This is a genomic window from Xanthomonas albilineans (genome assembly GCF_009931595.1).
Classification (GTDB): Bacteria; Pseudomonadota; Gammaproteobacteria; order Xanthomonadales; family Xanthomonadaceae; genus Xanthomonas_A; species Xanthomonas_A albilineans.
Genome location: NZ_CP046570.1, coordinates 263,991 through 286,988 on the forward strand (window position 1 = coordinate 263,991; position 22,998 = coordinate 286,988).

The window sequence follows — 22,998 nt, forward strand, 5'->3', positions numbered from 1 at the left end:
CTGCGGGTTGCCGACAGGGCTCCGAGGTGCCGCGAAAGCGTGCTGTCGCCCCTGTATTTGTCTACGATCAGAGACGGCGCGCCAATTTTTCCTGCCGCTTGCCAGGGTGTGTGGGGCATCGGCGCAGCCCTCTGCGCGAAGGATGGCGGCGGTTTCGCTTTGCTGCTGGCCGGGTGCCGTGAGGCCGGGGCGCTTGGCGGCTCCGGTCTGGGGATTGCTGCGCGATCTACTGGGGTCGGGCTCTGTGGCAGGCGAGGCGTGGCCGCGGCTGCGTGGGGCATTCGGCGACAGTGCCCTGGCGGCGGTGCGTTGGGCTTGCATCCGGTGGGCGCGGGGCGACTAGCGTAATCGGCCTGAAGTGGGTGCTTTGCCGAGTGCCGGTTTCAAGCGATGGGCATCCGTTGCCACCGGGCGAGTAGGCGGCCGATCAGCAAGCGGTGCGCGACCACCGCCAGCAGCGCGGTGATCGACAGCGCGATGATGACGCGGGTGAGCATGCCGCCCAGATTGCCGGCGTGCTGCAGCTGGTCGAGCCGCCCGAACTGCGATGGATCGGCGTTGGCATAGGCGATCTCCACGGTGGCGCCGTCCAGCAGCAACGGTGCCGCTTCAGCGCCGCTGGCTTCGAACGCGCCGTTGTGCAGCCGTCCCCTGCTCTGGAATAAATAATGAAAGCGATAGCGCACCAACGGCCGGGCCTGCATGCCGAAGGCGCCATCGGCGATGACCGGGACAGTGGCCACCGAGTGGTCGCGCAGGATCGCGCTGGCGTGGGCATAGTCGCCGAGCAACTGATAGAGCAGCACGCCACTGCAAAGCGCGAACAGGCTGGCGAACAGCAGGCGGGAGAGCCGGCGGATCAGCAGTGAGTGCGAGTGGAGCGTGGCTGCGGGCATGGTGGTCGGCGGGTGGAGCCCACGCCGAAGGCGCTAGACACGGAAAATGCGGCAGATGACAAGCGACGCAGCGGATTGCCCATCGGGAGCATGTCGTGCATTTGCGCGAAATCGGTCAGCATTTGTTCACTTTAACCCGAATCTGCTGGCAATACCAGCTGGCGCTACTGCTTGCCGCCGCTGGCGGTCATGGTCACAGTCGATAGGCGACCGCCTTCATCAGCCGCGACGCGGCGGCCATCATGGTGGGGATCGGTACGGGCAGGTGGCGCGCGCCGGCGTGCTCGGCATGCTCGGCATGGCGTGCCTCGTCCACTTTCATCACTGTCAGAATGTCGCGGCTGCGCAGGTCGGCTGGTGGCAGCGTCTGTAGGTGTTCGTCCAGATGCGCCTCGACCTGGCGTTCGGTCTCCACGACGAAGCCCAGGTTCCAGCCATCGCCACGCAGTCCGGCCAGCGTGCCGATCGCGTAGCTGCCTGCATACCAGAGCGGATTGAACAGGCTCGGGCGGCTGTCCAGTTCGCGTAGCCGCTTCGCGCACCAGGCTAGATGATCGGTCTCTTCCTGTGCCGCCTCCAGCAGCTGCGCACGCGTGGCCGGGTCGCGGGCGACCGCGGCTTGACCGAAGTAAAGCCCCTGTGCGCAGACTTCGCCGACATGGTTGATACGCATCAGCCCGGCCGCGTGCCGGCGCTCGTCCGGGGCCAGCACCACGTCGGCGCTGGCCCCGGGGTAGGGCCGTTGCGCTGGCGGATCACCGAACACGGTCTCCAGCGCGCGCTGGGCCTCGACCAGGATGCGATCGAGTGGAGAATGCTGGCGGCTGTCCGTCATGCGGGAGGCCCTGAAGCAGTGGAAGAGTCGATTCTCGCCTTCGGGCTGGCGCACTGCCAAGCATGACGGGTCATTCGGCCGCTAGCGCTGGGAAGAACTTGCACGCAACCCAAGTCGCGCGTAGAATTCCGCCTCTTGTATTTTTGCAATATCACAACGCGTGGCAAAGTTCCGGCAGCTCGCCGCAGGAATCCGCCCGACCAACCGAGTCTTTCAATGAGCACCTTAACTGCTAAGTCCGAGACCGTCCAGCGCGACTGGTATCTCGTCGACGCCGCCGGCAAAACGCTGGGTCGGCTTTCCACCGAGCTGGCTCGCCGTCTGCGCGGCAAGCACAAGCCGGTCTACACCCCGCACGTCGATACTGGCGATTACCTGGTGGTGATCAACGCCGAGAAGATCGTCGTCACCGGTAACAAGCTAAAGGACAAGAAGTATCACCGCTTCACCGGCTACATCGGCAATTTGAAGACCGAGAGCCTGGAGCAGGCGTTGGAGCGCCATCCGGAGCGTGTGATCGAGATCGCGGTCAAGGGCATGTTGCCCAAGGGGCCGCTGGGCCGCGCGATGTACCGCAAGCTCAAGGTTTATTCCGGTGCGCAACATCCGCACGCCGCTCAGCAGCCGCAGGTTCTGGATATCTAAATCATGGCTATCACGCAAAACTACGGCACTGGCCGCCGCAAGTCCTCCACCGCTCGCGTGTTCCTGCGCAAGGGCACTGGCAATATCTCTGTCAACGGTCGTCCGCTGGACGAGTTCTTCGGCCGCGAGACTGCGCGCATGATCGTGCGTCAGCCATTGGAGTTGACCAAGAACACCGAGAGCTTCGACATTGTTGTCACCGCCTCTGGTGGCGGCACCACCGGCCAAGCCGGTGCGATCCGCCTGGGGATTGCCCGTGCGCTGGTCGAGTACGATGAAACGCTGAAGTCCGAGTTGCGCAAGGCTGGCTTTATGACCCGCGACGCCCGCGAGGTCGAGCGTAAGAAGGTCGGTCTGCACAAGGCGCGTCGCGCCACCCAGTTCTCCAAGCGCTGATACCATCGCCCCTGGCGTGGAATCCTGCGGATTCCACTGGGGTGTACAAAAGCCCGGCTCCGGCCGGGCTTTTGTCGTGTTGGGGCTTTGCTCTGCGCTTTGCTGAGCGATGACGATTGCGGGGTATGGATGCGCGTGATCGCAGCGGTTTTGGGTTGTGCGCGTTTGACGCAGTGCCGCGTGTGGTTCGTTCATGCTGGTTCGAGGCGAGGCGCCGACTGTGTATCAATGTGTGCTGAAAAGTCCCCTGGAGTTCAAGGGTGCTGCGTGGTGGAAGGTGTTGGGCTCGCATCTTGTGCGCGGTGTGGAGCTCAGGCGCAACGGGCCCGTCGCAAACTAAACGCTGGTCAAATAAAAAGCCGATCTCTCGATCGGCTTTCTTTTTTATTTGGCTGCCCCGGATGGATTCGAACCACCGAATGCCTGAGTCAGAGTCAGGTGCCTTACCGCTTGGCGACGGGGCAATGCGAAGCAAAATTATTGCACGCCTTCAGCGTGGATACCATGGTGGCTATGGGTGGACTCGAACCACCGACCCCAGCATTATGAGTGCTGTGCTCTAACCGGCTGAGCTACATAGCCTCGGTGAACCGTCAATTCTTATAGAGAATGGGGAGACTGTCAACGGATTTCTGCCCCGCTTGTGGCTTGACCGCCACCATGGCAGAGTCGGAGCCAGTAGATTTTTCAGGAGTCCGCATCGTGATCGATCCGGACGGCTATCGACCGAACGTAGGCATCGTGCTGATGCGGCCGGATGGTCAGGTGTTCTGGGCACGCCGGGTGCGCCGGGACGGCTGGCAGTTCCCGCAAGGTGGCATGAACACCGACGAAACCCCGGTCGAGGCCATGTACCGCGAGTTGCGCGAAGAAACCGGGTTGTTGCCCGAGCATGTGGAAGTGCTCGGCGCCACGCCCGGTTGGCTGCGCTATCGTTTGCCCAGCCGGGCCATTCGCCGCAATGAGCGCCAGGTCTGTATCGGCCAGAAACAGGTCTGGTTCCTGCTACGCATGCAATGCGACGAGAGCCAGCTGAATCTGGAGTTGACCGAGACACCGGAGTTCGACCACTGGCGCTGGGTCGATTTCTGGTATCCGGTCGAGCATGTGGTGCTTTTCAAACGTGGTGTGTACGCGCGTGCATTGCGGCATCTGGCGCCCTTGGCCCAGAACATCGCCGGCAGTGGCATCCGCGCCATGCCGGCGCTGGCGCAGGAGGCCTGGTTACCGGGTAACACCGCTGGTCACGAGCGCCCGCGTAAGCGGCCGCGCAAGCGTGGCGGGCCATGGGCGGCACGGGTGAATCACGATTAACGGGTGGAATTGACAACCATTCTCACTTCAGGTTGAATGATCCCGGGCGTAGTCCGCGCCGTCCACAGCCAATCTTGCCGTGTACGTCTGCATCTGCAACGGGGTCACCGATCGCCAGATCCGCGAAGCCGCCGAGGCTGGCTGTTGCAACGTGTCCGAATTGACCATGCGCACGGGCTGCGGTGCCACCTGCGGCTCCTGTCTGGAGATGGCCGCCGACCTGCTGGAACGTTCGCTCACGCGTGAACTGCCGCTCCCGGTGCTGGTCGGTCTAGCCCGCGCTGCCTGAGTCCTGCGCCGTCATGTGGCTGGATGATCACGATTCGCGTTCCCTCACGGTGGCGCTCGATTCGCTAGAGTCTGCACTTTCCATCTTCCGCGAGCGATGCGATGAAGGGTGACAGCAAGGTCATCGAGTTCCTCAACAAGGTCCTCTACAACGAACTGACCGCAATCAATCAGTATTTTTTGCATGCCAAGATGCTGAAGAACTGGGGCCTGAAGGAACTGGCCGAGCACGAGTACAAGGAATCCATCGACGAGATGAAGCACGCCGACAAGTTAGCGGACCGTATCCTGTTCCTTGAGGGGCTGCCCAATTTCCAGGCGTTGGGTAAGTTGCGCATCGGCGAAAACCCGAAGGAAATTCTCGAATGCGATCTGGCTCTGGAGCAGGACGGCACCGCCACCTTGCGCGAGGGCATCGCCTACGCCGAGTCGATCCAGGACTATGTCAGCCGTCAGTTGCTCGCCGACATCCTTGAGTCTGAGGAAGAGCACATCGACTGGCTGGAAACCCAGTTGGATCTGATCGCACGCATCGGCGAGCCGAACTACCTGCTGACCAAGCTCGAGGACTGAGTCGCGTCGCTGACCGCCACATGGCGCGGCCTTGCGCCTGTGCGGCGGCCGATGTTCCGAGGAAGCACGCTGCGCTTCTTTTTTCGTCACATCCCTGATCTGTGGTGGATCGGCATGGCCCAGAGGCGTTGATCTGTTGCACAACGGTCCGCCTACCCCGCTGCGACGAAGCACCCACGATGTCAGAGTGCGATGGCTTAAGCGTTGCGCAAAGTGGTGAGGTAGCCCTTCAAGGCCAATCGCGCTTGTGCGAACTCGGCGATGACCTGGCTGACCTCGACGGTGGGATGCTCCAGCGTCCCGGCCCGCACGCCGGCTTCGATGCGTCGGGCTGCCGCCGACAGGGCCTGGGCACCGACGTTGGCGGCCGATGATTTCAGGGTATGTGCGGCATCGCGCAGCAGTGCGTCCTGGGTGGTTGCGACGGCTTGTTCCATGCGCTGGATCAACTGTGGCGCATCGCCCAGAAAGGTGTCGACGATCTGCGCAGTGTTGGCGTTGCCAACGACGTCGCGTAGTTCGTCCAGCACCTCGATCTCCAGCACTTGCTGCGCCAATGCCAGGGGCTTGGTGCTCTCCGTAGCTGCCGATGCTGGCGTCGGCGTGGCCGCGATGGTGGCGGTCGGCTGTTTCGTGGGAGGCAGCTGCGTGCTGCTGCTGGCGTTGTGAACAGCACTCGAATCGGCCATGGTTGCGCCCATGCCAGGGACCATTGTTGCAGGTACGTGCGCCTGCGCGCTCATGGAAGGACGGGTCGGCAGCCAGCGTTGCAGGCAGGCTTTTAGCCGAGTTTGGTCGATTGGCTTGGATAGGTAATCGTCCATGCCGGCATCCAAGCAGCGCTGGCGGTCGCCGGCCATGGCATTGGCGGTCATCGCCACGATCGGCAGACGCGCCTGCGTCGCATTGGCTTCGGACTGACGCCATTGGCGGGTGGCGGCGTAACCATCCAGTACCGGCATCTGGCAATCCATCAACACCAGGTCGTAAGCCTGTTGAGCCAATTGTGTCAACGCCGCTGCCCCGTTTTCGACAGTGTCGGCACGATACCCCAGGGCCTCGAGCAACCGTTGCGCCACCATCATATTGACGGGGTTGTCTTCAACCAGCAGCAGACGGTATTGGCTGGGCGTGGTCTGTAGGTTCGATTTGCTGGTCATGGCGTCCGTGCGAGGCGTGTTGTCCGGTGTACCGCGGCCCTTGGCACGCTCGCTTTCGATCTCCGTTTTGGTGTCCGTGGCAGGCAGTGTATCGACGGCGGTGTATTCTTTCGGCATCCCCGCGTTCACGGCCGTCGCAGGTGGGTCCAGGGCGAGCATGCTGCGCAGATCCAGGTCGGCCGCCTGCCGCGACAGCAGTGCGCCGTGCGCGCGGATTTCCTCGGGGATCTCCATGTCGCCGTAAAGCCAGATCAGGCGTGTGGTCTGCGGCGCCGGCAGCCGCGCTACCGCGCGCTGCAGCGCGCGGGCGCTGTGGCGCATGCCGTCAAGATCGCCGATCACCAGGTCGTAGGTCGAACGTGCGCTGTTGCCATTGCGTAGCCGCTCCAGCGCTTCCTGGGTGCAATCGACCTTGCTGACCTGTACTCCCCAGTTCGGCAGCAGCCGATTCAGTCGTTGGTACAAGCGCGGGTCCGCGCTGACCAGCAGGGCATGCAGGCACGGCATCTGACCGTTGCCCTGCGATAGGTCGCCGATCACCTTGAGCAGTGGAATCTCGAACCAGAAGATAGCGCCATGATCGAGCTTGGATTCCAGGCCGATGCGTCCGCCCATCAGCTCGACGATGCGCTTGCAGATCGCCAGGCCCAAGCCGGTGCCGCCGTAAAGGCGGGTCGTGGATGCGTCGGCTTGGGTGAAGGCTTGGAATAGCCGTTCCTGGCGCTCGGCGCTGATGCCGATACCGGTATCGCGCACTTCGAAGCGCAGCACGTGTTGCGCCGGACTCTCGCCGAGACGACGCACATGCAGGTCGATGCCCCCGCGTGCGGTGAATTTGATCGCGTTGCCCAGTAGATTGCTCAGCACCTGGCGTAGTCGCACCGGATCGCCGCGTACCGGCAAGCGCACTGCCCGGTCCAGTTGCAGTGCCATGCGCAGGCCCTTGGCCTCCGCGGCGCGCTGCATCAGTTGCAATACGTCGTCGAGCAGTTCGCGCAGATTGAAGGCGGTGGTCTCCAACTCCAGCCGGTTCGCTTCAAGCTTGGAGTAGTCGAGGATGTCGTCGACGATACGCAGCAATTGCAGCGAGGAGGTGTTGGCTGCACGCAGCATCTCGCGCTGGTCCAGGTCGAGTGGACTGTGTGCGATCAGTTCCAGCATCGGGATGATGCCGTTGAGTGGCGTGCGGATTTCGTGGCTCATCGTAGCCAGGAACTCGCCCTTGGCGAGCACGGCGGCCTCGGCCGCCTGCTTGGCCTGGACCAGCTCGCGCTCCAGTCGTTCGCGCAGGTGTACATCGCGCTGTAGCGCGTTACGTTCGGATTCGGCTAGGTCGGCGCGGGTCAGGGCCGCGTCGAGCTCGCGGATTTGTTGCTGTGCGCGCCAGCCGGCGGTCGCGGCCAGTATGGCCGCGGCGATCATGCACGCTGGCGCCAGCCAAGGCCATGGTGCCGGCAGCGCCATCGGTGGCAGCGCTAGGATCGCACTACCGATGGCGCTGCCTGTGCCCAGCACAGCCAGCCATGGTAGGGGCTGGCGTTTTTGTGCGGACATGGGCTACAGCACCGCGTTTTGGAAGTCGAAGTTCAATTGGTCGCCTGCCGATTGCACCAGATTGCCCTGGATGAAGTCGACCCCGCCCATCCACATGGCCGCGGCCGCCTGTGCCTGCTCGATTTGTTGGCCGATGATGAGCAGACCGGCGCGGTGCGCCAAGTCGATCGCGGTGCGTAGTTGGTCGCGCAATTGAGGGTTGCCGTGAGCATTGGCGAAGCGCGCGGATAGTCGCAGATACCCCAGTGGCAACTGTGCGATCAGTGCTTCGGCTTCGGCGCCGGGTTCGAACTGGCTGATACAGAACTGCACGCCCAGCGGCATCAGGCGTGCGCAGAACTGCTGCAGTGTCGCAGTGTGAATCAGTGCATCGTCCAGACGCAGGTCGATCACCAGCGAGGTGCCGGTGACGCCACGTTGCGCGATGGCGTCGATCAGCCAGTCGGTGAAGGCGCTGCGGGCCAGGGTGCGGCTCGACTGCGAGACGAATAGGCGCAGCGGCGGCGTGGCGTTCTGGTAAAGCTGCAGTAGGCCAAGTGCGTGGTCCAACACCTGCTGGTCGAGATCGGCGATGAGTCCACCGGCTTCGGCCGCCGGCAATAGTTTGCCGGCGGAGATCAGGGTGCCGTCGCGTTGGCGCACGCGCAGCAGCACCTGGTATTGCGCGATGTCGCCGCCGGCGACGGCGACGATCGGCTGGTAGGCGGGTTCTAGCTGGCCTTCCAGCATCGCGATGCGGGCCAGGTCCTCTTCCGTGCGGGGGGGGACGTATGCGACCACGCTTTGCGGATGCAGGCGTGCCTGCAGTGCAGTGCGCTCCACCGCTTCGAGTGTGGCGCCGGCGTCCTCGAAGCCCTGCATCAGATCGGCATATCCGACCGCGCAGCGCAGATGCAACGTTTCGTCATCGCGCAACGGGAAGCCGTGGCCTGTCAGGGTGTCGCGCAGCGCCTGTGCGCGCTGCAGTTGTGCGTCGGCGTCGCTGTCCTCGGTCAGCAGCAGGAAGCTGTTGTCGTTAAGCCGCGCCAGTGGCAGCGGTGCGTTGGCCCCGGCCAGGCGTTGTCCGGCTTGGGTGACCAGACGTTCGAACGCGGCGTAGCCGTAGCGCTCGCGCAAGCCAAGCGCGCTGGCGATCTCGATGAAAAACAGGCTGCCGGGGCGGCGTGCGTGTAACGCTGTTTCAAGCAAATGCAGCAGGTACGCGCTGGTCGGCAAGCCGGTCTCGGGATTGTTCAACGGTATCTGTTCGGCGCTGCCCTGCTGACTCTGTTGGGTTTGCTGGGCTTGCTGACGCGCGCGGCGGATACGGTTGGACACGGCGGCGATCAGATGTCGCGGCCGGATCGGTTTGGTTAGGAAATCGTCGGCCCCACTGTCGAGTACTTCATACGGTAATTCCGGATTTGCATCGCCGGACAAGAACACAATCGGCAGTAGCTGATGTTGCGGTTGTTGACGGATCAGCGTGGTCAGACGCATGCCGTCGAGTCCGGGCATGTGCAGGTCCATCAGGATCAGATCTGGTTGGTACTCGGCGATCGTCTGCTGCACCTCTTCTGCCTGCAACTGCACCTTTGCGTCCATGCCTGCACCGTGGAGGACGCTCTGCGCAAATAGAGCCTGCGAGCGGTCGTCCTCGACGATCAGGATGCGGTAGGCGTTGTCTTGTCGCTGTGGCGAGGTGTCATGTGCGGCATCAGCCCCGACGGCGTCGGCTTCGGGCGTGCTGGCTGCCGTTCCGCTCAGGCTGTCGGCAGTGCCGTCGCTGGCGAGCGGTCCAGGCGCTAGGTCCGCCGTGGGCGGTTCGGCCACGGTATCGGCGGCCCAGCGCTGCCAATAGTGGGGCGGCGGGGTCTCGGCACGGACATCGTGCGTGCGCGGTTGCTCGTGATCTGGAAATGGAGTGGTGTCTCTGGTCGCCATCGCGTCTTGTTCCTGGTGCGCGCCCCATTATGCGTTGAAGTGAGCAATGGCAGGGAAACGGTCTCAGCTGGCTCAGCGATGACGTTGCCTGCTGGCGCCTGATGAAGCGGTGCATGTGACGTTATAGCAAGCGCCACGTCCGCAGTGTGCCTGACATGCTTGCGGCCAGTAGCGGCGATAGAGGGTGGCGCTCAGGAGGATCCCGACGCGGGTATCAGGGTCATGGGGCGCGGTCCCAGGCCGAATCCAAGTAGGGCCGCTGGATTGTCGGCGAGGAACTCGGCCAACGCCAGTGCGCTGGTGCTGCCGAGCCCGGACCAGGACTGGCGTGTCTGCAGACTCGGCGGTTCGGTCAATTCTAGCGGCCACGCCCGTGGCGATGGTCAGCTGGCGTGGGCGATACCGGCGGCAATCCGCCGTCGATCATGGGTCTGGATTACAATTTGAAAAACCAAGCAGGCCGACTACCCAGAATCGACGTCGGCGCCGCTCCGGTGGCGCCGTTGCATGCATGAACCGACCCGTTCCCCGTTTCCAGATCGTGCCCAATGGCGTCGCGCTACGTCGTGGCCGTGCAGTCTGGCTGTTGTTCGCTGTGCTATGGCTGCTGTCGATGGGTCTGACCTGGTGGTTCGCCAGCCGTCAGGCAGCGCCGCGGCTGGGCGCGGTCAGCGCGCAATTGCGTGAAGCCGAACACAAACTGCTGGCACAACAGCAGCAGATCCAGGCGCTGCATCAGCATCAGGCCACCCTGGCCCGTTCCGACCAGATCAGCCGCGCCGCCAACAATGAAGTGCAGAGTTCGCTTGCCGAGCGCGAGGAGGAGATCGCCAGCTTGCGCGCGGATGTCGCGTTCTACGAGCGTTTGGTCGGTGCCACCAGTCAGCGCAAGGGCTTGAGCGTGCACTCGGTGGAGTTCTCGGCCGAGGTTGGCGGCACCTGGCGCTACAACGTGGTGCTGACCCAAAATCTCAACCGTGGCGCGATCAGCCAGGGACAGATGCGCCTGACCGTGGAAGGGGTGCGCGGTGGCAAGCTCGCCAGCGTGGGCTGGGACGAATTGCATCAGAAGACAGGCATGCCGGGACAGGACTATTCGTTCCGATATTTCCAACAGTTGGATGGCAGCGTAATACTGCCCAAGGGATTCACCCCGCAGCGGGTGCGCGTCTGGTTGAGCGGTGGTGGGGCACCGGTCAACCAGACCTTCGATTGGGCATTGGCCGGCAACAGCAACGGCAAAGGGGAGTAGAGCGATGTTCGGAAACAAGAGCGGCCGCAGCGGTCAGACCGTGGTGGACACCCTGATCGGCGCCCAGGTGGTGATCCGTGGCGACTTGGTATTCAGCGGTGGGCTCTACGTGGAAGGGCGCATTCTCGGCAAGGTGATGGCCGAGGAGGGCGTGCCGGCGATGCTGACCCTGTCCGAACACGGCACCATCGAAGGCGAGGTGCGTGCCCCGGTGGTGGTCATCAATGGCCAACTGATCGGCGACGTACACGCCACCGAGCGGGTGGAACTGGCGCCGAAGGCGCGGGTGCAGGGGAATGTGCATTACCAAGTGGTGGAGATGAACGCCGGCGCGCAACTCACCGGGCGTTTGATCCATGCCGGCAGCATCGCCGCGCTGGCGCCGCCGCAGGTGCCCAACGCCATCGCCTTGGGCGACCGCGAGTCGCCGCCGCCTGCGCTGACGGTGGACCAGGCTTGATTCGGCGCCCGTCCGTCCCCATGCTGCTTGCATGAGTACCCTCGTCTCCCTTCCCGGCGCTGCGCCGACGCCCGACTACCAGTCGCTGGAGCGGCCGCTGAACTTCACCTCGGCCGCCGCGGCCAAGGTCCGCGAGTTGATCCGCGAGGAAGGCAACGACGCGCTGGCGTTGCGCGTGTACATCCAGGGGGGGGGCTGCTCCGGCTTCCAGTACGGCTTCGAGTTCGACGAAAACCGTGCCGAGGACGATCTGGCGGTGCAGACCGACGCGGTCACCCTGCTGGTCGATCCACTCAGCCTGCAGTACCTGATGGGTGCCGAAGTTGACTACAGCGAAGGTTTACACGGTGCGCAGTTCGTGATCCGCAATCCCAACGCCAAGACCACCTGCGGGTGCGGTAGCAGTTTCAGCGTATAGACACGCTGCGGCTTGCGGTACGCCCGGTTTGCCTGCACCCTGCGGCGCATGCCCGAACCGATGCCGATGCCCGTTTCTTTCGCTTTCGCCACAAGCACGCTCGACCGTGCCGATGCTCTACGCAACGATCCGGCCGCGCTGCGTCGTGCCTGGGAACAGGCGCGGGTGTTGGTCTTGGATGCCGATGGCCATGCATATGCCGACGTCCAAGGGTGTCTGTGCGTCTATGCCAGCGCGATGTTGGGCGATGCGCTGGAGCGTGCGGTGTTTCTCGGCCTGGACGATGGGCAGGCGTGGTTCGCGCTGATCGCCGATGTGCTGCCGCACGATCTCGCACCGGCGCAGCGCCTGGACTTGCGCCGTGCCGCTGCCGAGTGGCCAGTGGCTGTCGCTGGCGTGTTCGCCTATGCCCGCGCCATGCTTCATTGGCAATCGCGGACCCGCTTCTGCGGCGTGTGCGGTGGCGTGATCAAGTTTCTGCGCGGTGGTTTTCTCGGCCAGTGCACCCAGTGCGGCATCGAACATTACCCACGCGTGGACCCGGCGGTGATCGTCGCGGTCAGCGATGGCCAGCGCCTGCTGCTCGGGCGCCAGGCCAGTTGGCCGGCGCGACGCTACTCGCTGATCGCCGGTTTCGTCGAACCAGGCGAGTCGCTGGAACAGACCGTGGTCCGCGAAGTGGCCGAGGAAACCCGGGTGCGGGTGCAGCCGGGCAGTTGCCGTTATTATGCCGCGCAGCCATGGCCCTTTCCTGGCGCGCTGATGCTCGGTTTCACCGCGCTGGCGATGCCGGATGTGCCGCAGGTGGATGGTGAACTGGAAGACGCGCGCTGGTTCGACCGCGAGGACATCGGCGCTGCCCTGGAGCGTGCAACGGCACAGGGCGACAGCGCCGACGATGGCCATGGACTCCGCCTGCCGCCGCGCATCTCCATTGCGCGTGCGTTGATCGAGGACTGGCACCGGCGCGGCTAGCCGCGGCTCTGCCGGTCAAGCGCATCCGTTTCAGAACGGTCCCGGAGGACCTGCATGTTTACGACCCTCGTCGCTGTGATCGTTACGCTGGTGCTGAGCCATGTCGCGCCTGGCATGGTGGCGTCCTTGCGTCGCTTCGACGCCTTCGGCGACTGGCTGTCATGGTTAGACGCGCATGCCGGCGATGGCAGTGTGTGGCGCGGCCGCGATGGCATGCTGCTGGCGTTGCTGCCGGTTTTGCTGCTGGTGGGCTTGGTGCAGTGGCTGTTGGCGGTGCCGTATCTTGGCTTGTTCGCTTTGTTGTTCGGGATCGCAGTGTTGGTCTTCAGTTGGGGGCCGCGTGACCTGGACCGCGATGTGGAAGCGGTGATCGAGGCCGACGACGCAGCGACGCGACGCTTGGCGGTGGCGCAATTGCGGGCCGATGGTGGGCCGCTGCGCGAGGACCCGGCGGGCCTGGTGCAGACGGTGGCGGTCGCGGCGCTGCGGCGTTGGTTCGCGGTGCTGTTTTGGTTTTTGCTGCTCGGGCCATTCGGTGCGCTGGGTTACCGTCTGCTCGCGCTGTCGGTGGCCGGCCCGTATGCGGCGCGGCTACCGCCTGCCACCGCTGCCGGTGCGCGCCTGCTGCTGGGGGCGCTGGAATGGCCGGTGGCCCATCTGATGACATTTTCGTTGGCGTTGGTCGGCAATTTCGAGGCGGTGTTCGGCGTCTGGCGTGCGCTCGGTGGTGGCCGTTGGCGTCTGGACAGCAGTTTCATCGGGCCAGTGGCTTGCGCCAGCGTGCGAGGCGAACTCGATGCCGAGGCGCACGACTACAGCGACGCGGGCATGCTGGTACCTGCGTTGCGACCGCTGCCCGAATTGCGCGATGCGATGAGCCAGATGTGGCGGGTCTTGCTGTTGTGGTTGCTGCTGCTGGCAATGTTGGTGATCGCCGGCTGGGTCGGCTGAGCCGATGCGCCCCGGTTGCATGCATGGGGCGCGAGCAAAATTAAAAGTCCAGGCCTGTTATGCACGGGCGGCGGCCGTGCTCGGCTCACTGTTCTCGATCCTTGATGCATGGACGCCATGGTGCTTATGCGGACAGAGCGGAGTTGCATCCAGCGTGCTTGCCTGTACGCATCGACCCGAAGCCATCTATTCTGGTTTGACGGCGTTTATGCGGCTTCGCCGCGCAGTCGTCGCACCTGTGCTTCCAGCACCTCGGCGCTGGCCTGGGTGCCGGCAATCGGTGTGTCGGCGATCACCTCGATCGGAGCGCGGAAGCGTCGCGGTACACGCATGCGCCCCAGCCGCGAATCGCGCCTGCTCCACATGCTGCTCCACATGTTGCGCAGGGCCATCGGCACGACCGGCACCGCGCGGCGGGCGAGGATTTTCTCCACCCCGGACTTGAACGCGCCGATTTGCCCGTCCTTGGTCAGCGTGCCCTCGGGGAAGATGCACACCAGCTCGCCCTCGGCCAGTGCCGCATCGATAGCGTCGAAAGCACGCTCCAGCAGCATCGGATCCTCGCGCGCGCCAGCGATCGGAATCGCCTTGGCGGTGCGAAAAATCCAACGCATCACGGGCAGATTGAAGATGCGGTAGTACATGACGAAGCGCACCGGTCGTGGGAGTGAGGCGGCCAGCACCAGCGCGTCCATGTAGCTGACGTGGTTGCATACGATCAGCGCCGCGCCCTCGTCGGGTACGTGTCGCTCGATACCGTGCACGCGCAGCCGGTACAGCGCCTGCACCATCACCCAGCTGAGGAAGCGCATCAGGAATTCTGGGACGATGCTGAAGATCCACAGCGCGACCAGCGCATTGGCGATGGCCAGCGCCAGGAAGACCTGCGGGATGTTCAGCTCAGGCATCGGGACGCGCAGGCCGAACAAGCTCAGGTGCGGCAACTGTAATGCGATGCCGATCGTTGCGGCGAGGACAATGAACAGCGCGTTCTGGATATTGAGTCCGGCGATGACCCGCGATATTTCCGCCTTCGGCGTGCGGCTCTGGATCAGCGCAAACAGCGGCACCACGAACAGGCCACTGCACAGACCGATGCCGATCAGATCGAGCATGAGCCGCCAGCTTCCAGATTGGTGGACGAACCCGCCGATCTCCAGGCCGGTGTGCAACGCTGCGCCAGGCCGGGCGAAGTACAAGTCGAGCATGAAGCCACTGATACCAAACGCGCCCAGCGGCACCAGGCCGATTTCCACGGTGTGTCCGGACAGTTTTTCGCACAGCAGTGCGCCGGTGCAGGTGCCGATCGAGAACAGCGCCAGCGCGAAGATGTAAAGTTCCTGCGTGCCACCGAGGTTGACCTCGGCATAGGTTGGCAACTGCGCGGTGAGCACGGTGCCGAGGAACCAGAACCACGACACGCCCAGCACGGCGTTGCGCACCGCCAGTTGTCTACGGGTCAGGCGCATGATCGCCAGCGACTGCGGCAGTGGGTTCCAATGGATTTTCAGTTGCGGTGCGCCGGCATCGACCTTGGGCATGCGGCGTGCGACCAAGTTACCGGTGAGCGCCAGTGCGATCACCGCGGTGGCGGCGGCGACTGGACCGTGGTTGCCGGCGATCTGGAAGATCAACCCGCCCACGATCATGCCGCACAGAATCGCCAGCGACGTGCCCATCTCGACCAGGCCGTTGCCGCCGGTCAGTTCCTCCGGTTTGAGCACCGATGGCAGGATCGAATACTTCACCGGACCGAACAGCGTGGCTTGCAGGCCGCTGCAGAATAGCGCCAGCAGCAGCAGCGTCATGTGCTCGGTCAGGAAGCCGACCGCCGCCAGCGACATGATCGCGATCTCCATCGTGGTGGTGATGACGACCAGACGCGATTTCTCAAGCCTCTCGGCGATCTGCCCGGCGAGCGAGGAAAACAGGAAGAACGGCAGGATGAACAGCGCGGGCGCCAAGTTGGTGTACAGCGTGCGCTGTTGCGGGGTGACACCGAGATAAAACAGCAGGCCGATGATCGCTTGTCGGTACACGTTGTCGTTGAACGCGCCGAGCGCCTGGACCACGAAGAACGGCAGAAAGCGGCGTTGCCGCAGCAGGGCGAACTGGTTGTGAGCAGACATGCAGACTCCTTTGCGGACGCGGGCAGCCTAGCAGCTTCGATGCGGATCAAGGTTGCTGGGGAGCATCAGTTCGTGCAGGACGAGCTTGTCGCGTGCGGCGAAGCAATCCCCTGGCGAGGTTGATCGAGCTGGCAACGCATGTCAGCCTGCGTTTGGCACGGTAAGCGCGGATGCTGATGCCGACGTCGCCATATCAGTAACCGCCCGCGCCGCTTCGCGTAGTTTGGGCAATAAGCGCAGGGTCAGTGCGAGTTGGTTGCGCACCAGTCGGCGCTTGCTGTCGTCGATGCCATCCTCGCGTTCCAGCGCATCGGCCAGCGCGATCTCGGCCGTGGTGTCGGCCATGGGCAGGTCACGTCGCTGACTCAGCGCGTCGGCCAACCCACCCAGTGTCTCCTGTAGGTAGGCGCCGGCACGGTCGATGTCCGGATCGGCTTCGCCTGCCAGTGCGGCGCGGTGCGCGCCCAGCGCCGACAGATAACCGAGCAGGGTGTTGGACAGTGCCAGGAAGCGGAAACCCGCGTCCAGGTTACGGCGGTAGCGGCCTGGTTCGCGCAGCATGTTGGATAACGCCACCGACAGGGCCGCGTCGGCGTTGTGCATGTCGCGCCGGGCGATGCGGTACGGCAGGTCGTCGCGCATGCCGCTGCGATATTGCTCCAGCACCTGCGCCAGGTAGCGTGCGCAACTGGTCAGCACCGTCGCCATCACCTGATTGAGGCGGCGGCCCTGCCAGTCCGGCAGGATCAGGAACGCGGCGGCGGCGGCGATTGCGCAGCCGATCAGCGTATCGAGCAGGCGCGGCCAGATCAGCACGAAGCCGTCGCCGATCAGGTTGAAGCAGAACAGCGCCATCACCGTGATCGCCGCGGTGGCGAGCATGTAGCGGTCGGTGCGGGTGACGAAGAACAGTAGCGTGGCCACCAGGGCGAACAGCAACTGTACTTCGGTGCTGGGAAAAAGTTGCATCAGCGCCCAGGCCGCGCCCAGCCCGATCAGTGTGCCAGCGATGCGCTCGGCCAGGCGCAGTCGGGTGGCGCCGTAGTTGGGCCGGCAGACGAAAGCGGTGGTCAGCAGCACCCAGTAGCCATTGCGGGTATGCATGGCCTGGATGATCGCGTAGCCGATTGTCAGCGCGATTGCCATGCGCAACCCGTGTCGGAATAGCACCGAGCCGGGGGTGAGTTGTTGGCCGATGCGTACCAACATCTCGCGCAGGGTATGCGGCGAAGCGTCGCGCAGGCGAGTATCCAGGGTGTCGCTGTTGGCGTCCAATCGCGCGGCCTCGGCTAGGCGCCGCTCGATGCTTTGCAGATTGGTCACCAGTAACTCCAGCGAGCCGAGCAGGCGCGCCTGCTGTGGATCGGCGTGGGCATGCAGAAAATCCAGCGATTGGCGCAGATCGGTGGTGGCCTGCTGGGTCTGTTCGCCGTAGTCGAACGGCTTGCTTAGTCGGATCGCCTCGCCCAGCGCCGCACAGGCCTTGCCCTGCAACGCCAGCAGGCGCTGGCAGCGGTACAGTACGTCGCTGTGGAAGAAGGCGTCGGTCAGCGCCTCGTATGGATAGTGCGAGGAGCTGGCGCGCTCGTGGAAGTCCTGCGCCATGTAGTACAGGCGGAAGTACAGGCCGGACTGCACGCCGGGCCGGCCGGAACGGCCGAAGCGGCTCATGATCGCGGTCTTGGCTGCGTTCAACGCCGCCACCACTTGCGCGTTCTGTTCGGCCAGTGCGAGCCGCCGCGCATGCAGGTCGCTTTGCCGGATCGGCTCGAACAGCGCGGCTTTGAGCTCCAGGTAGCGGCCGAGTTCGACGAACAGCCGCGATAGCCGTTCGCGCACCGGGCGGTTGGCGAACAGCACCGTCCATAGCACTGACAGCACGCTGTACCAGCTGGCGCCGAGCAGCAACAGCGCCACGCCATGCCAGGCGCTGGCACCGAGATGGCCGCTCGGGTTGCCATGCTCGATGCCGATCATCGCGTAAATCGCCAGCGCCACCGTGCCCTGGGCGATGGACGCATAGCGCTCGCCGAGCGCGCCGAGTAGGGTCAGGGCGAAGGTGGACAGCGCCAGACCGGCAGCGAACGCCAGCGGATACGGGAATAGCACCACCACGCCGGCGGCGGCCGCGGCGAAGCACAGTAGCGACAGCAGCACCGACTTGATCCGCCCCAGCCAGTTGTCGTCGGTTTCGGCGATGGCGCTGGCGATGGTGCCGAGGAAAATCGCCGGCAGCGCATCCAACTGCTGGCGATGCCAGCACAGACCCATCGCCGCGGCCAGCGCGATGAACACGCGCAGGCCGTAGCTGGCCTTTTCATGTGCCCAGAGGCGGCTGAGGTGGGATTCGAGCGAGGCTGTGTGCACCGCAACAAGATAGCGCACCCGTGGTTGGCGCGACGCGATCACCGTCACCGGGTGCGGCAGTGAATGGGAGGCATTGGCGTGGCGATCCAGCGCCTGATTTTTTGAGCTGCCTACACGGCAGTGAACTCGATTGCTCTCAGCCGCTGCTCCAGCGCATTTTTCTGAGCTGCCTACACGGCAGTGAACAGCGGGAAGACGGGCATGAGTTCGCGGTCAAATTTCTGAGCTGCCTACACGGCCGCTAGGCGCCGCGTTCGCGCGCGATGGCGCGCCAGCCGATGTCGTGGCGGTGGAAAGCGCTGGCCCAGTGGATCCGGGCCACGCCGGCATAGGCGCGGCGCTGCGCATCGGCCACGCTATCGCCCAGCGCGGCGACGCACAGCACGCGGCCGCCGGCGCTGACCACGCGCCCCTGCGCATCCAGCGCGGTGCCAGCATGGAACACTTTGGCATCGGCGGGCACCGCCTCCAGGCCGGTGATCGGCTCGCCGGTGACGGGCGTGTCCGGATACGGTGCCGCGGCCAGCACCACCCCCAGCGATGGGCGCGGGTCCCACTGCGCTTGGGTCGCATGCAGACGCCCATCCAGCGCTGCCTCGACCAGATCGACCAGGTCCGATTGCAGGCGCAGCATCACCGGTTGCGTTTCCGGGTCGCCGAAGCGCACGTTGAATTCGATCACCTTCGGCGCGCCACTGGTGTCGATCATCAGCCCTGCGTAGAGGAAGCCGGTGAATGGCACGCCGTCGGCCTGCATGCCGCGCACGGTCGGTTCCACCACCTCGCGCATCACCCGCGCATGCACTTCGGCGGTGACCACCGGGGCTGGCGAGTAGGCGCCCATGCCGCCGGTGTTGGGGCCGGTGTCGCCGTCGCCGACGCGCTTGTGGTCCTGGCTGGTGGCCATCGGCAGCGCGCTGACGCCGTCGACCATGGAGATGAAGCTGGCCTCCTCGCCGTCGAGGAATTCCTCGATCACCACGCGCGCGCCGGCCTCGCCGAAGGCGTTGCCGGAGAGCATGTCGCGCACGGCGGCCTCGGCTTCGGCCAGGGTCATGGCCACGATCACGCCCTTGCCGGCGGCCAGGCCATCGGCCTTGATGACGATCGGCGCACCTTTCTCGTACACGTAGGCTAGCGCGGCATCCACTTCGGTGTGCACGGCGTAGAACGCGGTCGGAATGCCGTGGCGGTGGAGGAAATCCTTGGCGTAGGCTTTGCTACCTTCCAACTGTGCGGCCGCGGCGGTGGGGCCGAAGATGCGCAGGCCGGCGGCGCGGAAGCGGTCCACCACGCCCAGCACCAGCGGTACTTCCGGGCCGACCACGGTCAGCGCCACGCCTTCGGTCTGCGCCAGCGTCAGCAGCCCGTCGAGGTCGGTGACCTTGACCGCCACGTTGCGGCATTTGGCTTCGCTGGCGGTGCCGGCGTTACCGGGTGCCACCAGCACCTCGCTGACACGGGAGGATTGGGCCAGTTTCCAGGCCAAGGCATGTTCGCGGCCGCCGGCACCGATTACGAGGAGTTTCATGGGGTCGAGTTATCCATACGAATCAGGAGGAAGGCCAAACAGAGCCGCCATTTGATAAAACCGAGCCAGATTTTGCGTCTGTGGATCTGCTCGGTCGTTTCAGTGCGGTTGCCACGATGGTCAGTACAACGCAGCGTGCGATTTGTTGTCATGGTCAGTTCCTGCAATGGCTCTGACCGGACAAACGAAACAGCTTCCATGCGCGATCAACGGGCGGACGTTGCGAAATTCCGCCGCAGCGACCGTGTCAGGATCAGCACGACTCAATGCCGGAAATGCCGCACGCCGGTGAACACCATGGCGATGCCGTGTTCGTCGGCCGCGGCGATGACCTCGGCGTCGCGCATCGAACCGCCAGGCTGGATCACCGCCTTGATGCCGGCCGCGGCGGCGGCGTCGATGCCATCGCGAAACGGGAAGAACGCGTCGGAGGCCATCACCGCGCCTTCCACGGTCAGGCCTGCGTCGGTGGCCTTGATGCTGGCGATGCGCGCCGAGTACACCCGACTCATCTGCCCGGCGCCCACGCCGATGGTGCGGTGATCCCTGGCGTAGACGATGGCGTTGGACTTGACGTACTTGGCGACCTGCCACGCGAACAGCAGGTCGGCGAACTGCGCCTCGCTCGGCGCCAGTCGGGTGACCACCTTGAGCGCGTCGCGGGTCACCACGTGGTCGTCGGCGGTCTGCATCAGCAGGCCCGAGCCGATGCGCTTGGTGTCGATGAAGCCATGGCAGGCCGGTGCCAGCGGGATGCGCAGCACGCGCACGTTGGCCTTCTTCTTGGCGTATTGCAGCGCGGCGTCTTCGTAGTCCGGGGCGATCAGCACCTCGACGAATTGGCGATCCAGGATGAGCTTGGCGGTGGCCGCATCCAGCGTGCGATTGAAGGCAAGGATGCCGCCGAAGGCGCTGGTCGGATCGGTCGCATAGGCCAGTTCGTAGGTGTCGCCGCAGCCCGTGCCCACCGCCACGCCGCAGGGGTTGGCGTGCTTGACGATAACGCAGGCCGGCGCGTCGAACTGGCGCACGCACTCCCAGGCCGCGTCGCTGTCGGCGATGTTGTTGTAGCTCAGCTCCTTGCCTTGCAGTTGCTCGAACGTCGCCAGCGAGCCAGGGGCCGGGGACAGGTCGCGATAGAACGCGGCTTGCTGGTGCGGGTTCTCCCCGTAGCGCAGGTCCATTACCTTGACGAAGCTGCTGTTGCTCTGCGCGGGAAACGCGCTGCGGCACACGCCGGCCTCGGTGTGTTCGACCACCGCCGACAGATAATTGCTGATCGCCGCGTCGTACTGGGCCACGCGGTTGAACGCGGCTACCGCCAGGGCGAAGCGCTTGGCCGCCGACAGCGCGCCGGCGTTGGCATCCAGCTCGGCCAGCAGGTCGGCGTATTGCGCCGGATCGGTGGCCACCGCCACGCGGGCGAAATTCTTTGCCGCCGAGCGCAGCATTGCCGGGCCGCCGATGTCGATGTTTTCCACCGCTACGTCGAGGGTGCAGGCCGCATCGGCGGTGACTTGCTCGAATGGATACAGATTCAGCACCAGCAGGTCGATCGGCGCGATGCCATGTTCGGCCATCACCGCATCGTCGGTGCCGGCGCGGCCCAGCAGGCCGCCGTGTACCCGTGGGTGCAGGGTCTTGACCCGTCCGTCCATCATTTCCGGGAAGCCGGTCAGTTCGGAGACGTCCTGCACTGTCAGCCCGGCCTCGCGCAGCGCCTTGGCGGTGCCGCCGGTGGACAGCAGTTCCACCTTGCGCGCGGCCAGTGCACGGGCCAGGTCGATCAGGCCGGTCTTGTCGGAAACGGACAGCAGCGCCCGGCGCACGGGCAGGAAATCGGAAGACATGAGGGCAAGGCACACATCGAAGCGAGGGAGCGATATTGTAGGCTGCGCCGTCGCCGGCATGGACCTTGGCGCCGCGCGATGGCGTGGATCTACGCGATCATTGGTCGCTGCCAGGACCGGTTGCGCTCGGCGCAGTGGATCCTGCCTCGGTGTCACCGCCATCGGGTCTGCATTGCTCAGGATTCATCAAGTCTCTCACGGCCATGAAACCCCCTCCATCCGCGGCTGAAGTCAGCGACGGGTCGTTGATGTCGAGTCCGGCGCTGACACGGATCAATGGGATTGAAGCCATGGTGAGGACAGCGACCAAAAGATGATGTGCGCTCCGAGGTAGTCCGTCGCGAAAGTGGACTGCTCAACCTTGCCCACGACTTGACCGGTACGCGGATCGCGATAGTCGAGATCGGGTTCCTGAACGGCCATCGCGACCAAATCCAGCCGTCCCTTGTATGCGTGGAAGAACGGATAGGCGTTATGCATCTGGGCATTCTTGTTGGGCAGCACGTCTGGTCCGCCGATGCCGATGTGATGTGCTACAGCGAAATCGAAGGCGCGCTGCATGTAGCGATGGTCGTTGTTCCATTCGCAGGGCCAGAAGTTGATGTATTGGACGACAGCGCTGTGCTTGAAAACCGCCCGCGCATATGCAGCGTTTTCCAGGGTGGCTTGAAAGTAGCCGTCGCAGCTGAAACCTCCAGCGGAGTCTTTGGGCTTGTCCAGATCAATCGCCGATTCGGGCAAGTTGATGCCACGGATGCGGCCGTCGAAGCGTTCGGCCAGTGCCTTGAGCAGCGCCTGATAGCGTTCACGCACATGGGAATTCCATTGCATGGACACCCAGCCTTCGCCGCTGGTGCTATCGCCTTGTTTCGCCAGACCTCCGCCGTAGATGGGATCTTTCAACAGATACTCGGGGATGCGGCGCGCGTCGGCCGAGAAAAAGCGGTCCTGCAATTGCACGAAGAGCGGTTTGTGCACCGATTGCAGATAGGCCAGGTCATGTTCGATCGCCGTAAAATCGTAGACGCCCTTCGACTTTTCCAGCATGCGCCAGGGATAAATAACCTGAGCGCCTTTGATGTCGCTGCGCGCTAGAAGCGGCTTGGCCTTGGCGAAATCTCCGGTGGAAAGATAGATGTAGTCATCTGCAGTTTTGGCATGTTTCGCGAATGCAGGAAGTGCAAGAGCCAGTAGGCAAAGCAACATGGTCTTGTTCATTTGTGTGCATTTCATTGTCAAGTACACAGCGCAGGCGCTGAGCGTGCGTTGTCCAATCGATGGATGGTGCGTCGGTCATAGTGACCGGTCAGGCGATGCGGCTGGCTTGCGCCGATCCAAGCCGTCATGCAATCGCGAAAGTATCACTCTACGAATCGACTTTACACCCCATCGATATGCCTGTGATCGAGAGTGCATCGGCCTGGTGAATTGCCAAGACGTTCCCTGAAAGCGCTGTGGCAAAAAGCGATTGCCCCTGGAAT

At 64.2% G+C, this 22,998-nt stretch carries 20 protein-coding genes and 2 tRNA genes; 10 read left to right on the forward strand and 12 right to left on the reverse strand.

Features of this window, described 5'->3' with window-relative positions; genetic code table 11:
• Positions 1-383 precede the first annotated feature (383 nt).
• Positions 384-896 carry a hypothetical protein gene (locus XaFJ1_RS01115; protein ID WP_012914849.1) on the reverse strand — a complete coding sequence of 171 codons (513 nt, stop codon included), beginning with the start codon at positions 894-896 and terminating at the stop codon, positions 384-386.
• 193 nt (positions 897-1,089) lie between these two features.
• Positions 1,090-1,731, reverse strand: a complete 642-nt coding sequence (coq7, locus tag XaFJ1_RS01120; protein ID WP_012914850.1) for a 2-polyprenyl-3-methyl-6-methoxy-1,4-benzoquinone monooxygenase — start codon at positions 1,729-1,731, stop codon at positions 1,090-1,092.
• 216 nt (positions 1,732-1,947) lie between these two features.
• On the opposite strand from coq7, the gene rplM reads away from it, so the two are divergent.
• Both rplM and rpsI read left to right on the forward strand, forming a co-directional pair.
• Complete coding sequence (rplM, locus tag XaFJ1_RS01125; RefSeq protein WP_012914851.1) at positions 1,948-2,376, forward strand: 50S ribosomal protein L13; 429 nt, start codon at positions 1,948-1,950, stop codon at positions 2,374-2,376.
• A gap of 3 nt (positions 2,377-2,379) precedes the next feature.
• Positions 2,380-2,772, forward strand: a complete 393-nt coding sequence (rpsI, locus tag XaFJ1_RS01130; RefSeq protein ID WP_012914852.1) for a 30S ribosomal protein S9 — start codon at positions 2,380-2,382, stop codon at positions 2,770-2,772.
• A gap of 389 nt (positions 2,773-3,161) precedes the next feature.
• Here rpsI and XaFJ1_RS01135 read toward each other — a convergent pair.
• Both XaFJ1_RS01135 and XaFJ1_RS01140 read right to left on the reverse strand, forming a co-directional pair.
• Positions 3,162-3,236: transfer RNA gene (locus XaFJ1_RS01135), tRNA-Gln, on the reverse strand.
• A 41-nt stretch (positions 3,237-3,277) separates the two neighbouring features.
• A tRNA-Met gene (locus XaFJ1_RS01140) sits at positions 3,278-3,354 on the reverse strand.
• Positions 3,355-3,474: 120 nt separating this feature from the next.
• On the opposite strand from XaFJ1_RS01140, the gene XaFJ1_RS01145 reads away from it, so the two are divergent.
• The 3 genes from XaFJ1_RS01145 (at position 3,475) to bfr (ending at position 4,947) form a co-directional block, all read left to right on the forward strand.
• Entirely contained in the window at positions 3,475-4,086 is a 612-nt protein-coding gene (locus XaFJ1_RS01145) for an RNA pyrophosphohydrolase (protein ID WP_012914853.1), read from the forward strand.
• A gap of 79 nt (positions 4,087-4,165) precedes the next feature.
• Entirely contained in the window at positions 4,166-4,375 is a 210-nt protein-coding gene (locus XaFJ1_RS01150; protein WP_012914854.1) for a (2Fe-2S)-binding protein, read from the forward strand.
• Positions 4,376-4,476: 101 nt separating this feature from the next.
• Complete coding sequence (gene bfr / locus XaFJ1_RS01155) at positions 4,477-4,947, forward strand: bacterioferritin (protein WP_012914855.1); 471 nt, start codon at positions 4,477-4,479, stop codon at positions 4,945-4,947.
• A 197-nt stretch (positions 4,948-5,144) separates the two neighbouring features.
• On the opposite strand, the gene XaFJ1_RS01160 is transcribed toward bfr, so the two are convergent.
• The 3 genes from XaFJ1_RS01160 to XaFJ1_RS01170 all read right to left on the reverse strand — a co-directional run bounded on the left by XaFJ1_RS01160 (position 5,145) and on the right by XaFJ1_RS01170 (position 9,940).
• Positions 5,145-7,661: a hybrid sensor histidine kinase/response regulator gene (locus XaFJ1_RS01160; RefSeq protein WP_012914856.1), complete on the reverse strand. Its 2,517-nt coding sequence runs from the start codon at positions 7,659-7,661 to the stop codon at positions 5,145-5,147.
• Positions 7,662-7,664: 3 nt separating this feature from the next.
• Complete coding sequence (locus tag XaFJ1_RS01165) at positions 7,665-9,584, reverse strand: EAL domain-containing protein (protein ID WP_012914857.1); 1,920 nt, start codon at positions 9,582-9,584, stop codon at positions 7,665-7,667.
• A gap of 191 nt (positions 9,585-9,775) precedes the next feature.
• The gene (locus XaFJ1_RS01170) at positions 9,776-9,940 is read right to left on the reverse strand and encodes a hypothetical protein (RefSeq protein ID WP_155393629.1); all 165 of its coding nucleotides are present in this window, start codon (positions 9,938-9,940) and stop codon (positions 9,776-9,778) included.
• A 155-nt stretch (positions 9,941-10,095) separates the two neighbouring features.
• Here XaFJ1_RS01170 and XaFJ1_RS01175 point away from each other — a divergent pair, with 155 nt between their 5' ends.
• Genes XaFJ1_RS01175 through XaFJ1_RS01195 form a run of 5 tightly spaced genes read left to right on the forward strand, consistent with a single transcriptional unit; the run spans position 10,096 to position 13,640 of the window.
• The gene (locus tag XaFJ1_RS01175) at positions 10,096-10,836 is read left to right on the forward strand and encodes a DUF6776 family protein (protein ID WP_012914858.1); all 741 of its coding nucleotides are present in this window, start codon (positions 10,096-10,098) and stop codon (positions 10,834-10,836) included.
• Positions 10,837-10,840: 4 nt separating this feature from the next.
• Positions 10,841-11,296 carry a bactofilin family protein gene (locus XaFJ1_RS01180; protein WP_012914859.1) on the forward strand — a complete coding sequence of 152 codons (456 nt, stop codon included), beginning with the start codon at positions 10,841-10,843 and terminating at the stop codon, positions 11,294-11,296.
• Positions 11,297-11,327: 31 nt separating this feature from the next.
• The gene (gene erpA, locus XaFJ1_RS01185; protein ID WP_012914860.1) at positions 11,328-11,714 is read left to right on the forward strand and encodes an iron-sulfur cluster insertion protein ErpA; all 387 of its coding nucleotides are present in this window, start codon (positions 11,328-11,330) and stop codon (positions 11,712-11,714) included.
• Between the two features lie 48 nt (positions 11,715-11,762).
• Positions 11,763-12,689, forward strand: a complete 927-nt coding sequence (nudC, locus tag XaFJ1_RS01190; protein WP_012914861.1) for an NAD(+) diphosphatase — start codon at positions 11,763-11,765, stop codon at positions 12,687-12,689.
• A 54-nt stretch (positions 12,690-12,743) separates the two neighbouring features.
• Positions 12,744-13,640, forward strand: coding sequence for a membrane protein (locus XaFJ1_RS01195; RefSeq protein ID WP_012914862.1), 897 nt, complete (start codon positions 12,744-12,746; stop codon positions 13,638-13,640).
• 206 nt (positions 13,641-13,846) lie between these two features.
• Here XaFJ1_RS01195 and XaFJ1_RS01200 read toward each other — a convergent pair whose 3' ends face one another.
• The 5 genes from XaFJ1_RS01200 to XaFJ1_RS01225 form a co-directional block, all read right to left on the reverse strand.
• Positions 13,847-15,769: an MFS transporter gene (locus XaFJ1_RS01200; RefSeq protein WP_012914863.1), complete on the reverse strand. Its 1,923-nt coding sequence runs from the start codon at positions 15,767-15,769 to the stop codon at positions 13,847-13,849.
• Positions 15,770-15,910: 141 nt separating this feature from the next.
• Positions 15,911-18,136, reverse strand: coding sequence for a YccS family putative transporter (gene yccS, locus XaFJ1_RS01205; protein ID WP_012914864.1), 2,226 nt, complete (start codon positions 18,134-18,136; stop codon positions 15,911-15,913).
• 241 nt (positions 18,137-18,377) lie between these two features.
• Positions 18,378-19,667, reverse strand: a complete 1,290-nt coding sequence (gene purD / locus XaFJ1_RS01210) for a phosphoribosylamine--glycine ligase (protein ID WP_012914865.1) — start codon at positions 19,665-19,667, stop codon at positions 18,378-18,380.
• 263 nt (positions 19,668-19,930) lie between these two features.
• The gene (purH, locus tag XaFJ1_RS01220) at positions 19,931-21,517 is read right to left on the reverse strand and encodes a bifunctional phosphoribosylaminoimidazolecarboxamide formyltransferase/IMP cyclohydrolase (RefSeq protein ID WP_012914866.1); all 1,587 of its coding nucleotides are present in this window, start codon (positions 21,515-21,517) and stop codon (positions 19,931-19,933) included.
• 273 nt (positions 21,518-21,790) lie between these two features.
• Positions 21,791-22,735, reverse strand: coding sequence for a hypothetical protein (locus XaFJ1_RS01225; RefSeq protein ID WP_012914867.1), 945 nt, complete (start codon positions 22,733-22,735; stop codon positions 21,791-21,793).
• Between the last annotated feature and the right edge of the window lie 263 nt (positions 22,736-22,998).

Excerpts from the sequence above, each read along its gene's own strand:
- erpA (WP_012914860.1), top strand. The coding sequence starts at position 11,328 with ATGAGTACCCTCGTCTCCCTTCCCGGCGCTGCGCCGACGCCCGACTAC.
- bfr (WP_012914855.1), top strand. The coding sequence starts at position 4,477 with ATGAAGGGTGACAGCAAGGTCATCGAGTTCCTCAACAAGGTCCTCTAC.
- XaFJ1_RS01200 (WP_012914863.1), bottom strand. The coding sequence starts at position 15,769 with ATGTCTGCTCACAACCAGTTCGCCCTGCTGCGGCAACGCCGCTTTCTG.
- XaFJ1_RS01160 (WP_012914856.1), bottom strand. The coding sequence starts at position 7,661 with ATGTCCGCACAAAAACGCCAGCCCCTACCATGGCTGGCTGTGCTGGGC.
- XaFJ1_RS01180 (WP_012914859.1), top strand. The coding sequence starts at position 10,841 with ATGTTCGGAAACAAGAGCGGCCGCAGCGGTCAGACCGTGGTGGACACC.
- nudC (WP_012914861.1), top strand. The coding sequence starts at position 11,763 with ATGCCCGAACCGATGCCGATGCCCGTTTCTTTCGCTTTCGCCACAAGC.
- XaFJ1_RS01175 (WP_012914858.1), top strand. The coding sequence starts at position 10,096 with ATGAACCGACCCGTTCCCCGTTTCCAGATCGTGCCCAATGGCGTCGCG.
- purH (WP_012914866.1), bottom strand. The coding sequence starts at position 21,517 with ATGTCTTCCGATTTCCTGCCCGTGCGCCGGGCGCTGCTGTCCGTTTCC.
- rplM (WP_012914851.1), top strand. The coding sequence starts at position 1,948 with ATGAGCACCTTAACTGCTAAGTCCGAGACCGTCCAGCGCGACTGGTAT.
- XaFJ1_RS01225 (WP_012914867.1), bottom strand. The coding sequence starts at position 22,735 with ATGAACAAGACCATGTTGCTTTGCCTACTGGCTCTTGCACTTCCTGCA.
- XaFJ1_RS01115 (WP_012914849.1), bottom strand. The coding sequence starts at position 896 with ATGCCCGCAGCCACGCTCCACTCGCACTCACTGCTGATCCGCCGGCTC.
- purD (WP_012914865.1), bottom strand. The coding sequence starts at position 19,667 with ATGAAACTCCTCGTAATCGGTGCCGGCGGCCGCGAACATGCCTTGGCC.
- XaFJ1_RS01165 (WP_012914857.1), bottom strand. The coding sequence starts at position 9,584 with ATGGCGACCAGAGACACCACTCCATTTCCAGATCACGAGCAACCGCGC.
- rpsI (WP_012914852.1), top strand. The coding sequence starts at position 2,380 with ATGGCTATCACGCAAAACTACGGCACTGGCCGCCGCAAGTCCTCCACC.
- coq7 (WP_012914850.1), bottom strand. The coding sequence starts at position 1,731 with ATGACGGACAGCCGCCAGCATTCTCCACTCGATCGCATCCTGGTCGAG.
- XaFJ1_RS01195 (WP_012914862.1), top strand. The coding sequence starts at position 12,744 with ATGTTTACGACCCTCGTCGCTGTGATCGTTACGCTGGTGCTGAGCCAT.